The organism is Micromonospora sp. NPDC005707 (genome assembly GCF_040631005.1).
Lineage (GTDB): Bacteria > Actinomycetota > Actinomycetes > Mycobacteriales > Micromonosporaceae > Micromonospora.
On sequence record NZ_JBEXYR010000010.1, the window covers coordinates 72173 to 85863 of the forward strand.

The 13691-nt window shown below is 69.3% G+C and carries 14 protein-coding genes and 1 pseudogene; 2 read left to right on the plus strand and 13 right to left on the minus strand.

Annotation, left to right across the window (positions count from 1 at the left end; all coding sequences use genetic code 11):
• Position 1: 1 nt before the first annotated feature.
• The 5 genes from ABZ452_RS21410 to ABZ452_RS21430 are packed head-to-tail and all read right to left on the minus strand — an operon-like array spanning position 2 to position 5730.
• The gene (locus ABZ452_RS21410; protein ID WP_357945562.1) at positions 2 to 1543 is read right to left on the minus strand and encodes a glucoamylase family protein; all 1542 of its coding nucleotides are present in this window, start codon (positions 1541 to 1543) and stop codon (positions 2 to 4) included.
• 28 nt (positions 1544 to 1571) lie between these two features.
• Complete coding sequence (locus ABZ452_RS21415) at positions 1572 to 2420, minus strand: carbohydrate ABC transporter permease (RefSeq protein ID WP_357945565.1); 849 nt, start codon at positions 2418 to 2420, stop codon at positions 1572 to 1574.
• Between the two features lie 2 nt (positions 2421 to 2422).
• Positions 2423 to 3385 (minus strand): sugar ABC transporter permease, encoded by a 963-nt coding sequence (locus tag ABZ452_RS21420; RefSeq protein ID WP_357945568.1) that lies wholly within the window; start codon positions 3383 to 3385, stop codon positions 2423 to 2425.
• Position 3386: 1 nt separating this feature from the next.
• Positions 3387 to 4655 carry a sugar ABC transporter substrate-binding protein gene (locus tag ABZ452_RS21425; protein ID WP_357945570.1) on the minus strand — a complete coding sequence of 423 codons (1269 nt, stop codon included), beginning with the start codon at positions 4653 to 4655 and terminating at the stop codon, positions 3387 to 3389.
• Positions 4656 to 4698: 43 nt separating this feature from the next.
• Entirely contained in the window at positions 4699 to 5730 is a 1032-nt protein-coding gene (locus tag ABZ452_RS21430) for a LacI family DNA-binding transcriptional regulator (RefSeq protein ID WP_357945573.1), read from the minus strand.
• A gap of 117 nt (positions 5731 to 5847) precedes the next feature.
• On the opposite strand from ABZ452_RS21430, the gene ABZ452_RS21435 reads away from it, so the two are divergent.
• Positions 5848 to 8265: a beta-galactosidase gene (locus ABZ452_RS21435; RefSeq protein ID WP_357945576.1), complete on the plus strand. Its 2418-nt coding sequence runs from the start codon at positions 5848 to 5850 to the stop codon at positions 8263 to 8265.
• 156 nt (positions 8266 to 8421) lie between these two features.
• Here ABZ452_RS21435 and ABZ452_RS21440 read toward each other — a convergent pair whose 3' ends face one another.
• From ABZ452_RS21440 to ABZ452_RS21450, 3 genes are read right to left on the minus strand one after another with little or no spacing between them, the layout of a single operon-like run.
• Positions 8422 to 9615: a DUF418 domain-containing protein gene (locus ABZ452_RS21440; RefSeq protein ID WP_357945580.1), complete on the minus strand. Its 1194-nt coding sequence runs from the start codon at positions 9613 to 9615 to the stop codon at positions 8422 to 8424.
• Complete coding sequence (locus tag ABZ452_RS21445; RefSeq protein WP_357945583.1) at positions 9612 to 10028, minus strand: ATP-binding cassette domain-containing protein; 417 nt, start codon at positions 10026 to 10028, stop codon at positions 9612 to 9614. Before ABZ452_RS21445 ends, ABZ452_RS21440 begins: the two co-directional genes overlap by 4 nt.
• A complete protein-coding gene (locus tag ABZ452_RS21450; RefSeq protein ID WP_357945585.1) occupies positions 10025 to 10255 on the minus strand; it encodes a hypothetical protein in 231 nt (76 codons plus the stop codon). The genes ABZ452_RS21445 and ABZ452_RS21450 overlap by 4 nt, the downstream gene beginning before the upstream one ends.
• Positions 10256 to 10355: 100 nt before the next feature.
• On the opposite strand from ABZ452_RS21450, the gene ABZ452_RS21455 reads away from it, so the two are divergent.
• Positions 10356 to 11243, plus strand: coding sequence for a TetR/AcrR family transcriptional regulator C-terminal domain-containing protein (locus tag ABZ452_RS21455; protein WP_357945588.1), 888 nt, complete (start codon positions 10356 to 10358; stop codon positions 11241 to 11243).
• Between the two features lie 288 nt (positions 11244 to 11531).
• Here ABZ452_RS21455 and ABZ452_RS21460 read toward each other — a convergent pair whose 3' ends face one another.
• From ABZ452_RS21460 to ABZ452_RS21480, 5 genes and pseudogenes are all read right to left on the minus strand, one after another.
• Positions 11532 to 11753 carry a hypothetical protein gene (locus ABZ452_RS21460; protein ID WP_357945591.1) on the minus strand — a complete coding sequence of 74 codons (222 nt, stop codon included), beginning with the start codon at positions 11751 to 11753 and terminating at the stop codon, positions 11532 to 11534.
• 647 nt (positions 11754 to 12400) lie between these two features.
• Positions 12401 to 12769: a hypothetical protein gene (locus tag ABZ452_RS21465; RefSeq protein WP_357945594.1), complete on the minus strand. Its 369-nt coding sequence runs from the start codon at positions 12767 to 12769 to the stop codon at positions 12401 to 12403.
• Positions 12766 to 13032 carry a transposase gene (locus tag ABZ452_RS21470; RefSeq protein ID WP_357945597.1) on the minus strand — a complete coding sequence of 89 codons (267 nt, stop codon included), beginning with the start codon at positions 13030 to 13032 and terminating at the stop codon, positions 12766 to 12768. The genes ABZ452_RS21465 and ABZ452_RS21470 overlap by 4 nt, the downstream gene beginning before the upstream one ends.
• Positions 13022 to 13317, minus strand: a pseudogene (locus ABZ452_RS21475) (transposase); the annotation flags it as partial. The pseudogene ABZ452_RS21475 and the gene ABZ452_RS21470, both read right to left, overlap by 11 nt.
• On the minus strand, positions 13314 to 13667 hold the full coding sequence (locus ABZ452_RS21480; RefSeq protein ID WP_357945600.1) for a hypothetical protein: 354 nt from the start codon (positions 13665 to 13667) through the stop codon (positions 13314 to 13316). The gene ABZ452_RS21480 and the pseudogene ABZ452_RS21475, both read right to left, overlap by 4 nt.
• Positions 13668 to 13691 lie beyond the last annotated feature (24 nt).

Sequence of the window (13691 nt, forward strand, 5' to 3'; positions counted from 1 at the left end):
GTCAGGCGGCCCCACGCAGCTGTGGAAGGCTCTGGTTGGCCGGCACGTTGAACGTCTCCTGTGCGATCAGTGGACGGATCCGGCGTTCGAACTGTGGCGAGACGAACGCGCGGCGCAGGAGGTCGTTGGCGAGCTCGTTGCCGAGCGCACCCATGATCATGGCTTGATCGAGCGAGAGGTAGCGCTTGGCCACGGTGCCGCTGCCGACCGCGATCGCGTCGTAGAAGCCGCCGGGGCCGTACGAGTCGAAGTTGGCCTTGAGGCGGGCGAGGTTGTCGACAACCGCCGCCTTGGCGTACGGCAGGGCGAGGAACGCCGCGTGCGGGGTCACCACGCCGTCGCCGTAGTCGGGGTCGGGGCCTGCTGGGCGGCAGTCGCCGAACCCGGCGTCGTACTTCGAGTGCTCCATGTCGGACGGGTAGCCGTCGGTGTCCATTCCCATCGCGTCGACGCCCCAGGCCAGATAGCCGCCGGCCGGGTCACTCGCCGGGGAGAAGCCCCAGTAGCCGTACCCGGCGTCGTTCATCCCGTGCTCGATCTGGCCGGCGACCGTCGCGGGATGGTTGCGGCCCCAGCTGTTGGGGGCCCACTGCGCTTCGGGCACGAACAGGTCGGGCATCAGAGCCTCGAACATGTCGCCGCCCCAGCTGGGTACGAACTGGATGCCGCGGTAACGGTAGGCGCCCTCGTACACCGGAACGCCCTCGTAGGTGGTGTCGAAACCGACCGGCTGCATCTCGTGCCAGCTCCAGTCGCAGGTGGCCGGCAGGGTGCGCATCGTGTTGTAGTAGGCCTTCGATGGGATCTGGCCCATCGCGATGCCGAGGTACGTCGCGATGCGCGGCTCGGTGACGGTGATGTCGTAGTGGTTGCAGGTGAACCAGACGCCGTCGCGCTGCTGCGAGCACCCCGGGGGTGGTGCGTCCCAGAAGCCGCCGGCGATCAGGCCGCTGGCCCCGAACGGGGTCGACGCCGCCGGGTTGTAGTAGAAGCCGAAGTTCATCTTTCGCAGGATCGCGTCGGCCTTGCCGCGCAGCTCCGGCACGGCGCCCTTGACCACGTTGAGCGCGGCCGCGAGCCAGCCGTTGTCCACGCTGGACATGAACGGGTAGACCGGGCTGCCGTTGTCGGGCCAGACCGTGACGACCGAGCCGTCTCGCGGGTCGTACCAGTTGTAGTACATGCCCGAGGCGGTGTGGTGCTTGAGCCGGGCGAGCGTGTCGAGGGTCCTGGCGATCCGTTGGCGGGCTTCGGCCCGCGAGATGATGCCGAGCTTGCTGGCGGCCACCGCGGACCACAGGTAGCCGCCGATGTTGGTGGGGGACGTGTAGGTGGCGCGGCCGCCGGCGGCGAGGTCGCCGGTGATGTTGTCGGCGACCAGGCCGGTGCCGGGGTCGGTCATGGCGGCCATCGACCGCCACGTGTCCGAGGCGTAGCGGAGCAGGGCCCGGTCGGGGCCGCGCTCGTCGGGTGCCGCTACGGCGGCCGGGCCGCCTGCCAGCACGAGTGCCAGCGCGAGGAGCGGTGCGAGAAGGCGTCGCATGGGTCTCCTTGTCTGGTGCGGGGATGGGTCACTTGATTCCGGTGGTCGCGATGCCGCGCAGGAAGTGCCGCTGGAGGAACAGGAACACGATGAGCACCGGGAGCACGACGACGACCGCGCCGGCGAGGAGCAGCCCGTAGTTGCGCTCGTTCTCGCCGACGCTGTAGAGCGCGAGGGCGACCGGCAACGTGTACTTGTCCTCCGTGGTGGCGACCACGAGGGGCCACAGGAAGTTGTTCCAGGACGCGAGGAACGTGAGGATCCCGAGGGTGGCCAGTGCCGGCCGGCACAGCGGAAGCACCACCCGCCAGAAGATCCGGAACTCGCCGGCGCCGTCGACCCGGGCGGCCTCGATGAGCTCGTCGGGGATCGACTGGAGGAACTGCCGCATGAGGAACACGCCGAACGGTCCGACGACGAACGGCAGGATCAGGCCGGCGTACGTGTTGGTCAGGCCCATGTTGCTGACCAGCACGAACTGCGGGACGAAGGTCACCATGCCGGGCACCATGAGCATGCCGAGCACGGCCAGGAAGAGCGCCCGCTTGCCGGGGTAGCGCAGCTTTGCCAACGCGTACCCGACGAGCGAGCAGAACAGCAGGTTGCCGACCATGACCAGCGTCGCGACCAGTGCGGAGTTGAAGAAGTAGAGCGGAAAGTCGAGCCGTGAGAACAGCCCACGGAAGTTGTCGAGCGTGACCGTCTCGGGCCACCAGGTCGGCGGCACGTCGCGGATCTCCCGCTCCGGCTTGAGCGATGACAATGCCATCCAGAGGAACGGCCCGGCCACGGCGAGTAGCCCGAGGAGCAGGACGGCGTAGAGGATGGCCTTCGCAACCCGATCGCGGGTACGCAGGGTGGTGTCCTTCGTGGCCATCGTCAGTTCCTCTCCCCCAGCAGGCGGAACTGCACGACCGACAGCGCCACGATCGCCAGGAAGAGCACGTAGCTGGCGGCGGCCGCGTAGCCGTAGTTGCCGAAGCCGAACTGGTTGTAGATGTGGAACGACACCGACAGCGTCGAAGAGAGCGGGCCGCCCTGCGTCATGACGAGCGGCTCCTCGAAGAACTGGAGATAGCCGATGCCGGTGATCACCCCGCCGAAGAGCAGCGTCGGCCGGAGCATCGGCACGGTGACGTTGCGGAACTGCTGCCACCGCGTCGCGCCGTCGAGCGTCGCCGCCTCGTAGAGGTCGGCCGGAACCGCCTGGAGTCCGGCCAGAAAGATCACCATCAGGAAGCCGAAGTTGCGCCACGCCGCCATGACGATCAGCGACGGCAGCGCGAGCCTGGTGTCGTACAGCCAGTTCGGCCCGTCGATCCCGACCAGGCGCAACAGGTTGTTGACCAGTCCGACCTCCGGGTCGAGCAGGAAACGCCAGACCACCGCGAGCGCCACGATGCTGGCCACGACCGGCAGGTAGAAACCGACCCGGAACAGCGCGCGGAAGCGTACGAGCCCGGAGTTGAGCGCGGTTGCGGCGGCCAGGGCCAGCACCATCGTCAGCGGCACGCCGATGACGACGAAGACCAGGGTGTTGACCGACGAGCGCAGGAACAGTTGATCGGAGAACAAGCGGGTGTAGTTGTCGATGCCGACGACGTTGACGGCCAACGGGTTGCGCAGGTCGGTGGAGCGCAGGTCGGTGAAGCTCATGAGCAGCGAGACCACCACCGGCAGCGCCATGAACACGAGGAACAACACGGTGAAGGGCGCGGAGAAGGCCCAGCCGGTCAGCGCCCGCCGCAGGCGCTGCCGCCGCCGGACCGACCCGGCGGGCCGGTCGGGGCTGGTCGCCCCGGCCGGTCGCGCCGGTGCCGTCGCCGCGGGGGCGCCGGCCATGTCAGCTCCCGGTCCCGATGGCGCTTGCCTTCTCCTGGATCGCCTTGGCGGTCGCGGCCGGGTCCGCGTTCTGCTTGCACAGCTTTTCGGCCTCGAGGTCGAAAGCGGCCGCGATCTGCTCCCAGGTCGTGATCGCCGGCGGCGCCTTCGCGCTCTTGAGCTGCTGACCGAACGTGGTCAGGAACGTGTCGCCGGACAGCGTCGGGTCGTTCCAGGCCGACTGCACCGCGGGCAGGTCCTTGACCGCCTGGTACCACTTGACCTGCACGTCGGGCCTGCTCAGCCACTGCACGAACTTCCAGCCACCGTCACGGTTCTTGGCGTCCTTGAAGACCGCGAGATTGCTGCCGCCGATGAACGAGGTCGACGACTTCTTCGTCGGCATCTGCGCGACCGCGTACTTGTCCTTGAAGCCGGCGCCACCCTGCTCCTCGACGATACCCATGTGCCATGGGCCGGAGATGAAGGCGCCGATCTCACCCTTGACGAAGCCGGGCTCGAGCGAGCCCTCCGGCAGCGCGGTCGGGGACAGGCCCTCCTTGAAGAAGGACTGGTAGTAGCCGAGCGCCTCGGTCATCTCCGGGGTGTCGAAGCTCAGTTTGTCGGCGCTGGCCACGTCCGCGCCGTTGGACCAGGCGAACGGCAGGACCGACTGCCAGCTGCCGGTCTTGCCGGGCTGGAGGTTGAGGCCCCACTTGGCGCCGGCCTTCTCCTTCATGCCCTTGGCCATGGCCTTGAGGTCGTCCCACGACTTCGGCCCGTCCGGGAATCCGGCCTTGGTGGCCAGGTCCTTGCGGTAGTAGATCAGCCGGGTCTCGACGTACCACGGGACGCCGTACGAGGTGTTGTCGACGATCGTGGTGTCCCAGGCGCCGGGGAAGAAGTCGTCTTTCTTGATGAGGTCCGGCGGGGTCGGGTCGAGCGCACCGGTCTTGGCGAACTCGCCCTGCCAGGTGGTACCGATCATCGACACGTCCGGCGTCTGCTTCGCGGCGATGGCGCTCGCGATCTTCTGGTGCGCCGCGTCCCAGGGCACCGCCGTCACGGAGACCTTGGCGTCGGGGTTCTCGGTGGAGAACTCCTTCGCGAACTCGGCGAGCTTCTCGCCTTCGGTGCCCATCGCCCAGACGGTGATGTCCCCGCTCGCCTTTCCCGCGCCGACGGACTTCGCCTCGTCCTGGCCGCCGCCCGAGTCACGGCCACAACCGGCCAGCGCGACCGACGCGGCCAGGACGACCGCGGCCGCGGCGGTTAACCGCCTACTTCTCATCTCGTACCTCCGGAGGTTGGTGGTTTCGATGGTTGTGAGCTACTTACCTGCCGGTACCTCCGGTCGGAGGCGCCGGGCAGCCGCAACTGCGCCGCAGGACGAGTTCGGTGGGCAGCACGAGACTGCCCGCGGGAGTGTCGCCGGGCTGGTCGGCGGCCCGCAGGATCAGCCGGGCTGCCTCGGCGGTGAGCTCGCGTACGGGTTGCCGGACGGTGGTCAGGGACGGGGTGACGAGGGCGGCGGCCGGCACGTCGTCGAAGCCGGTGATGACCAGGTCCTGCGGCACGCGCAGGCCCCGGCCGAGCGCGCCGACCAGCACGCCGAGGGCGATCTCGTCGTTGGCGCAGACCACCCCGGCGGGCCTGGGTGCGTCGCCGCCCAGCAACTGCTCGGCCGCGAGCAACCCGTCGGCCTGCTGCATGCTGACCGCGACCGGCTCGTTGGGCGGCTCGATGCCGAGGTCGTGGTGCGCCCCCCGGAAGGCGGCCCAGCGTTCGCTGACGTCGGGCGAGCCCGCGGGGTTGCCGACGAAGGCCAGATCGCGCAGGTCGTGGTCGGCGAGCAGGTGACGGGTGAGCGCCAGCATGCTGCCGGCATTGTCGGCGCGAACCGAGGGGATGTCGCCGGGCCCCTCGCCGGCGACCACCACCACGGGGACCATCCCGGCGAGACGGAGCAGCGCCTCGTCAGCGATGGTGCCGCCCATGACGGCGACGCCGTCCACCCGGCGGCCCATCTCCAGCACCTGGTCATCGGAGTCGGAGCGCAGGTGTGTGCAGAGGATGTGCACGCTGGCGCGGGACCCCACCGCCTCGGACTCGAAGCCCTGGATCAGCTCGGTGAAGTAGGGGCCGGACAGGCCGGGGAAGACCAGACCGAGGGCGCCGTGCCGGCCGGCGGCCAGGGCCCGGCCGAGGTGGTCGGGACGGTATCCGTGCTTCTCGATAGCCTCCAGCACCCGTCGCCGCATCTCCTCCGAGACCTGACCTGTGCCGTTGGAGACCCGCGAGACGGTGGCCACGGAGACGCCGGCGAGTCTGGCGATCTCCCGAACCGTCATACGGCTGTTGCCCATCGCTCCCTCGATCCGTAACGTGCCTCACAGAAACCGGTTTCAGGCGACCATAGGCAGCCGCGACGAAGTTCACAACCCTCGGGTCCACAATCTCCCGTGCGAGGAGGCCTGCCCCACATGCCAGAGGTACTGCTCCGGAATCGCCGGATCCTCGTTGACGGTCGGCCCGAGCTGCTGCTCGCCGGTGAGGTGCACTACTTCCGCCTCCCCCGGGCCGACTGGGCGGACCGACTCGACCAACTCCGCGACTGCGGCGGTGACACCGTCGCCACCTACGTGCCGTGGCTGTGGCACGAACTGCCGGACGGCTCGGTCGACCTGACCGGGCGTACCCACGAGCAGCGCGACCTGGCCGGCTTCCTCGACCTTGCACACCAGCGCGGACTGCGGGCCGTGGTCCGTCCCGGCCCGTTCGTGATGGCCGAACTGAAGAACGAGGGCATCCCCTACCGGGTGTACGACGAGCACCCGCACCTGCTCCCCACCACCTGGGACGGCGCGCCGATCAGCACCCGCACCATCGACTACCTGGCACCCGAGTTCCTCGCCGCGGCCGACGGCTGGTACGCCCAGGTGATGCCGCTGGTGGCGGCACGGCTCGCGCCGCGTGGCGGACCGGTGGTCGCGGTTCAACTCGACAACGAGATCGGGATGCTGTCCTGGGTGACCAACTCCCCCGACCTCACCGACGGCCTCTGCGCCGACCTGGCCCGCTGGGCCGTCGAGCGGTACGGCAAGGACACCGCCGCGGCACGGGTCGGCGCCGACCCGTCCGATCCGGTGGCGTGGTCCACCGCCCTGCGTACCCCGGCCGAGGACCGGTCGCTGGCGCTGCACGACGACCTGGGCCGCTACATGCGGGACCGCTACCGCCGGTACGTGACGGCGCTGCGGCAAAGCGCCGAGCGGCACGGGGTGACCGGGGTTCCGTTCCTGGTCAACGTGCACGGCACCGCCGACCGGCGGGGCCGCACCTTCCCGATCGGCATCAGCCAGCTGGCGGATACGTACCGGGGGCAGCCGCAGCTCACCTCCGGCTCGGACTACTACCTCGGCGACCTGACCGTCGGCAACGTCGCAGACCTCTACGTATCCAACGCCTTCCTGGCCGCCACGCACGACCGCGCCCAACCGCTGACCTGCCTGGAGTTCGAGGTCGGCAACGGCGACTACGGCGAGGACCTGTCCACGCTCTACCCGCCCGAGGCGATCGACCTGAAGACCCGGCTCTGCGTGGCGCAGGGCAACCGGCTGCTCAACCTCTACCTGTTCGCCGGCGGCCACAACCCGCCGCTGGCCGAGCCGATCGGTGACGGCAACGACCGGATCGCGTTCACCGGTGAGCGGCACGGCTTCGCCGCCCCGGTCGACCCGGAGGGGCGGCTCAACCCGACGTACGCCGCGGCGAGGCGGGCACTGCACGCCGTACGTGCGGTAGGCGACCTGCTCGCCGACGGCGACGAGGAACACGACGGGTTCGCCCTCGGATTCGTTCGCGACCACTACCTCACCGAGTACCGCCACCCGGCGTCCACGAAGAGGGCGGCGCAGGTCACCGAACTGGAACGGTTCCGCGGCATGGGCGCGCGGGACGTGCTGGCGCGGGCACTGCTGCTCGCCGGCTACTCGTTCCCGGCAGCGGACCTGCAGGCCCCGGGCGGCGCAGCACGCGTGCCGGATGGCACGCCGCCGGTGCTGGTGCTGGCCACCGCCCCCACCCTCGGCTCAGACGTCCAGCAGCGGCTGGTCGACCATCTGCGGGCCGGTGGCCGGTTGCTGCTGCACGGACCGCTGCCCACCCGCGACCACGACGGGACGCCGTGCACCCTGCTGGCCGACGCTCTCGGGCTGCGGCCGGACGGCTGGCTGGAGGCCGGGCCACACTACTTCCCGTCGGTGGTGGGTCACGACTGGGCGGCCGGCCCCGCCGAGGTCCGGGTCGGCTACGCCCAACTCCTCGCCGGGCCTGGAGAACGGCTGCTCACCGAGGTCGGCTCCGGCCGGCCCTGCGGAGCCGAGGTAACCGTGGGCGCGGGCCGGGCCGTCGTGATTGCCACCGACTACCCGTGTCACCTGGACTTCTGGCGAGCAGCGCTGGACCGGCTCGGGGTGCGGCCTCGGCTCCGGCACGACGCGGGCGACCCAGGGCTGCTGCTCACCTCGACCGTGGACCAGTCCGGCCAGCGGCTGCTTCACCTGGTCAACGTCGCGCCGTCGGGGATTGAGTTCGGCCTGTGGCACCGGGACGAGCCGGTATTGTCCGGCCGGCGGCTGCGCATCGGCGCCCGCGCTGGACTGATGCTGCCCGCCGGAATCCGCGTCGGACCGGCCACCCTGGTGGAGAGTAGTTGCGAACTGGTAGCCCGGAGGGGCTCGGAGGTGCTGCTCCGGCCGACCCAGACCGAGGATGTCGCGGTCTTCGCCACCGATCGGCCGCTACGCGCCGATCGGGGTGAGGTGACCGTGGCCGGCGGTCGGACCACGCTGACCGTCCGGGCCCCAGATGGCGAACCGGTCCGGGTCAGCGTCGACTGACCGCCGTACCGGATGACCGCCCATTCACAGACCGGGAGGCGACCGGCGCGCCGAGGCTCACGGCACCGGCATCGATCTCCCCCACCATGACCAACGACAACGCGACCGGCCACGCTGCGCGCGACCGGCCTCGTCGATCTTCTTCAGGTGAAATGGCTATCGCCGCATGGCGGGCCGCTTCCGATGGGTCCAGGCGCGCAACGCCCATTCGACGGGGCCGTATCGGAACTGCCGCATCCACCACGAGCTGGCCGCCACCTGCACCGCAAAGATCGTCAGTGCGATGAGCATTGTCTGCGCCGGCGAGGTGTGGCCGGCCAGGCCCAGCCCGACGCCGGTGAAGACGAGCACGCAGATGAGCGACTGGCCCAGATAGTTTGTCAGCGCCATGCGTCCCGCCGGCGCCAACGCGTCCGCCACGCGTGGTCGCCGTGTGAACAGACGCAGCAGGGTCGCGGCGTAGGCCGCCGCGAGGAACGGCGCGGTGACGATGCTGACCATCAGTCCGGTCATGTCCGCTGTGCCGCCGCCGATCGCGAACACGGCGGCGCCCGCCAGACCAACCGGATAGCCGACCCGTTCGCAGCGGCGCAGCAGGTTCTCGTGGGTGTGCACGTCGGCGAGCATCCGGTGCTTGCCGGCTGCGAGGCCGACGAGGAACGCGGCGAAGGCCAACGGCCCTTGCACGGCAAGTGCGCCGAGCATTGCCGGCAACGAGCGCAGGTGCTCCAGGACGACATCACCGAGCCCGCCGCGTAGGGCCTCCGTCGAACGGGCACCCGCGGTCAGTGCGGCGGCCTCGTCCGGGACCACCGCGGCACCAAGAACCGCGGCCAGACCGACCACGAACGCGATCACGCCCACGATGATCGCCGCGGTGAACAGGGCAGTGCGCGGCTCGATCCGCCGAACGGCGAGCAGTACGAGACCGAGCAACGCGTACGTGGTGAGGATGTCGCCGTGGAACAGCAGCACCGCGTGCAGCGCGCCGAGCACGAACAGGCCGGACAGCCGGCGCAGGAACGACCGGCCGAAGGGCGCCCCACGCCGGGCCGCCGAGTCGAGTTGCAGGGTGAAGCTGTAGCCGAACAGGAAGGAGAACAGCAGGTACGCCTTCATCGCGAACAGCAGTTCCACCGCGCCTGCGATCAGCCGGTCGAGCGCCCCGTACGCCGGATCGTCGACCAGGTGGAACTCGTATCCGGAGCTGAAGTACCACACGTTGACCAGCAGGATGAGCAGCAGCGCAGTCCCGCGCAGCGCGTCCACGAGGTTGATTCGGGCGTCGTCATTGTTCTCAGCGGAGACCTCCACGACACGGCCCTGCCGGTCAGGTCGGAGCACACTCATGGCAGCGACCCTCCCGAGACCACGGTGTCGGCGTACGGGGCAGCGAGCGAATCGTGGGTCACCATGACCACGGTGCGGCCGTACTGATCGACGACCGAGCGGAGGAGGGCGAGCGCGTCACGGGCGCTGCGCAGGTCGAGCGCGCCGGTCGGCTCGTCGCCGAAGATGACTGCCGGCTCGGTGACGAAGGTCCGGGCCATGGTGACGCGCTGGCGTTGGCCACCGGGGAGCGCCTCCGACCGGTCGTGTGAACGGTCGGCGAGGCCGAACTGGGCTGGTAGCACCGCCTGGGCCCGCTTGCCGTCGGCGTGGTGCCCGGCTAGCCGCGGTGGCAGCACGAGGTTCTGCTCCACGGTCAGCGCCGGGAGCATGTCCTGGAAGACGAAGCTGGCCCGCCGGCGGAACGTCGTCATCGCGGCTTCCCCGTGACGGTGAGCTCAGTGCCTCCGGTGAACACCAGCGCGGCGGTGGGCCGGTCCAGGCCGGCCGCGCACTGCAGCAGGGTGCTCGTGCCCGAGCCCGGGAGGCCCGTGAGCGCCGTGAAACTAGCCGCGGCGCAGCCGATGGCGACGCCGTCGAGCGCGGTCACCGGGCCGTCGTAGGTCTTGCGAAGCAACTCCAGACGAACGAAATCAGTCATGCCGTACAGCGTATTGGTGCACTAGTATCGGTGACAGTGGTGCTATCCCCCGTATTCATCCTCCGGGTACCGTGACTGCACTAGTGCACGGGAGGCCGCTGTGGAGGAACCGCCCTACCGCCGGATCGCCGCCGATCTCGCGGACCGGATCGCCTCTGGCGAGCTCGTGCCCGGGGCGAGGATCCCGTCGACCCGGCAGCTCATGGCCGAGCACGGGGTCGCGATGGCGACCGCGACGAAGGTCCTGGCAACCCTGCGCGAGCGGGGTCTCGTCGAGCCCGTGCGGGGCGTCGGCACCGTGGTCGCCGCCGCCGGTGCGGGTAGAGCACCCAACCCCGACCGCGAGCAGGTGGTCGCCACCGCCGTGGCCATCGCCGACGCCGAAGGGCTGCACGGCCTGTCGATGCGCCGGCTCGCCGGTCAGCTCGGCGTTCCGACGATGGCCATCTACCGGTACGTGGCCGACCGGGAAGAGCTGGTCCTGTTCATGATCGACAAGGTCATGGCCGACAACCCACCCCCGGCCCTCACCCCGGACGGCGACGGCTGGCGGGCCTGCCTCGAAGCCGTCGCCCAGCAACATTGGGCGATGTACCGTCGGCACACCTGGCTGGCCCAGGCGGTCTCCTTCACCCGGCCGCTGCCGGCCCCGCACGCCATGGCCCACACGGAGTGGATGATGCGGGCCCTGAACGGGCGCGGGCTCGACCTGAACGCACAGTTCACAGCGGCGGTGACGGTGGCCAACTACGTGCGCGGCACGGCGGTGAACCGGGTCGAGGAGGCACAGGCCGAGCAGGACAGCGGCCTGACCGACACGCAGTGGATGGACGCCCAGGAGGAACGGATCGGCACGGTCCTGGCCGACGGGCGGCTCCCGTTGATGGCTCGCTTCATCACCGCTGACGAAGGGGTCTGGAACCTGGACATGCTCTTCGAGTTCGGCCTCCAGCGCCTCCTCGACGGCCTTGCCCCGCTCCTGAGATGAACGGAAGACGGGGGCGCCGGCGGCGATGCAGGTGGCGGGGCGGACTCGTTTGAGCGGCCCCGCAAAGGCAGATCGTCAGTTTGGAAGAGCGTGATCCGCCGCCCGTGATGCCCAGAACACCTGCTTCACCGCGACCACGTGGCTCACCGCAGGTGCCCGCTCGTGACCACGTGCGCAGGGGCTGGCACTGCACGCTTGCTCGCTTCCGCGCCGTGTTAGCCGTCACCGAAGGTGACGGCTAACACGGCTGGTGCATTACCGGCGCTGGAGTGTCGACGAGCTGACGGGTCAGGTGACCCCGACGTTCAGGTAGAAGTGGCCGAGCTTGAGTGATAGCGAGGCACCTCCGAAGTGGTGAATGAGCAGGGCCAACAGGATGACGATCAAGATGCAGACGACGAGCCAGATCAGGAACCACACAAACCCTGGGATCCCGTAGCGACCGACGCGAGCCATTAGGCTCGACCCCTCGCGGTTGGCGCTGCAACACGCGCCGCCGCGCATGGACATGTCGGCTGTCGGCAACTGCGCCCGGCACTAGCGGACGTCTCCATACAGCCTCCTTCATTGAGGTGTCCGCGAAATTCCCTACCGAGGCGCGCGTCAAACCGGGCCGAGGAGCGCGCTCCAGGATCCCGCCGGCGCCGGGGCGCGTCTGTACTGTCGGGACATCCGGGGTCGGTCAACGGGATGGGTTTCTTGCCTGCACGAACTCCACATCTGCACTGGAGTTCACCCCTGCTCCGGCTTGCTCTCGGAGGCGATCGGGATCGGTCTACGACCAGGGAGCAGCGCCTCGGCGTTGCCGATCGCCTGCTCCTCAGGGACCGCCTGCAACGCACCACCCAGGTGCGAGCGGCGTAGCCCACTCAGTGTCAACTCTCGACAGACGACCCTCGCTTGTAAGGCGTTTCCGGCGAGAGCCGTGGCCTCCGCCGATGTCTACCGGGTCCACTCCGGAGGGCGTCATCCGTCCGCGCTGGTCCGACCTCGGCCGCCACCGATGATGTCAAGGGCTGATGTCAGGTCGCCACTGCTGCCGGCTCTCGACCCGATGAGGGTGACTCCCCTTGCGGAATGTGGTCTCACGCTTTCGGTCGCTGCCGACTGGGTCACGTCCCGTGGCGTGGTGTAGTGCGTGGGTCTCTGCTCGTTGTTCAGTGTTCGGGTCGGGCTGGCGTTTGGCTAGTCATGAGTTGGTGAGCGTGGGTTGCAGTGTGGATGACCTCGTGCCACCGAGGGTGGGTGAGGTACTCGTCGTCGGCTGCGGTTGGTCCGAGTTCGTCGAGGATGGCTGTCAGGGGGTGGAGGGTGGCGGTGATCGCGTCGGCCTCCTCGGCGCTGCCGAGGATGGTGCCGATGTCGCTGCCTGGTTGGCGCTGGTCCCAGAACGTGTCGTCGATGAGCCAGTGCACGGCGTCGGTCAGGCCGGGCCACGATGTCGGGGCGGGCGGTCGCAGGGTCGCGAGGACCGCCAGGGCGTCGATGATGTCGGCCCTGCGGCCGGGCCAGGCGATGGTGGTCATGCGGCTGCCAGTTCAGTTGTCGCAACGACGGGGGCGGGTGTGGTGATCAGTGCCATGGCGCCTTCGGCGAGGTAGCGGCTGTCGCCGGTCTGCCATTCGTCGTGGGCCTCGACCAGCACGGCGCCGGCGAGGCGGAGCAAAGCTTCGGGGTTGGGAAACCACCGACGACATCGGTGCGACGTTTGATCTCCTTGTTCGACACCGCTGCCAGGCTGCCCCGATGAGTACTGCGGCGGTGGCTTGCTTGAAGCCGATGTGGGCATCGGAGATGACCAGCTGCACTCCGCCGAGACCACGTGCCTTCAGTGAGCGGAGGAAGGCGGTCCAGAACGCGCCGTCCTCGCTGTCACCGACGGCGAAGCCGAGCACCTCCCGCCAGCCGTCGGCGCGGCACCGGTGGCGACCACGATCGCCTGGGACAACACTCGGCGATTGACCCTCGCCTTGCAGTAGGTGGCGTCGAGGAACACATACGGGAACGCCGCCGTCGCCAGGGACCAGTCACGGAAAGGGCCCACCTCTTCGTCGAGGTCAGCGCAAATCTTCATGCATCTCCGAGGGAGGACGGGATCTGGGGCGATGCCCCAGGGTCTGTGATCGGCGAACCGCCGTCAGTCGGGTCCTGGACTATGTCGCCGGATGACTCAACCAGGTCGATGAAGCGGCGCAGGATGGGCCAGGGGACATCACCGCTACCGGCGCTGAACATCACCCCGCTCGCCGGGCGCGGTGTGAACGGCCCATCGTCCGGCGTTGCGTCTGGAATCGTGACGCTGAGGTACGGCCCGGTTCCCGGTGCTCCGGTCAGTCCCACCAGCTCGTACTGCCACGCGTCGTCGGGCAGGCTGTAGTACGAGTTGACCTCGTAGAGCTTGCCTTCATGATCCCAGACTTCCACGGTGGCAGGATCACACACATGATC

Excerpts from the sequence above, each read along its gene's own strand:
- ABZ452_RS21450 (WP_357945585.1), bottom strand. The coding sequence starts at position 10,255 with ATGACTGATTTCGTTCGTCTGGAGTTGCTTCGCAAGACCTACGACGGC.
- ABZ452_RS21420 (WP_357945568.1), bottom strand. The coding sequence starts at position 3,385 with ATGGCCGGCGCCCCCGCGGCGACGGCACCGGCGCGACCGGCCGGGGCG.
- ABZ452_RS21425 (WP_357945570.1), bottom strand. The coding sequence starts at position 4,655 with ATGAGAAGTAGGCGGTTAACCGCCGCGGCCGCGGTCGTCCTGGCCGCG.
- ABZ452_RS21410 (WP_357945562.1), bottom strand. The coding sequence starts at position 1,543 with ATGCGACGCCTTCTCGCACCGCTCCTCGCGCTGGCACTCGTGCTGGCA.
- ABZ452_RS21445 (WP_357945583.1), bottom strand. The coding sequence starts at position 10,028 with ATGACGACGTTCCGCCGGCGGGCCAGCTTCGTCTTCCAGGACATGCTC.
- ABZ452_RS21440 (WP_357945580.1), bottom strand. The coding sequence starts at position 9,615 with ATGAGTGTGCTCCGACCTGACCGGCAGGGCCGTGTCGTGGAGGTCTCC.
- ABZ452_RS21435 (WP_357945576.1), top strand. The coding sequence starts at position 5,848 with ATGCCAGAGGTACTGCTCCGGAATCGCCGGATCCTCGTTGACGGTCGG.
- ABZ452_RS21415 (WP_357945565.1), bottom strand. The coding sequence starts at position 2,420 with ATGGCCACGAAGGACACCACCCTGCGTACCCGCGATCGGGTTGCGAAG.
- ABZ452_RS21460 (WP_357945591.1), bottom strand. The coding sequence starts at position 11,753 with ATGTCCATGCGCGGCGGCGCGTGTTGCAGCGCCAACCGCGAGGGGTCG.
- ABZ452_RS21470 (WP_357945597.1), bottom strand. The coding sequence starts at position 13,032 with ATGCCCACATCGGCTTCAAGCAAGCCACCGCCGCAGTACTCATCGGGG.
- ABZ452_RS21430 (WP_357945573.1), bottom strand. The coding sequence starts at position 5,730 with ATGGGCAACAGCCGTATGACGGTTCGGGAGATCGCCAGACTCGCCGGC.
- ABZ452_RS21465 (WP_357945594.1), bottom strand. The coding sequence starts at position 12,769 with ATGACCACCATCGCCTGGCCCGGCCGCAGGGCCGACATCATCGACGCC.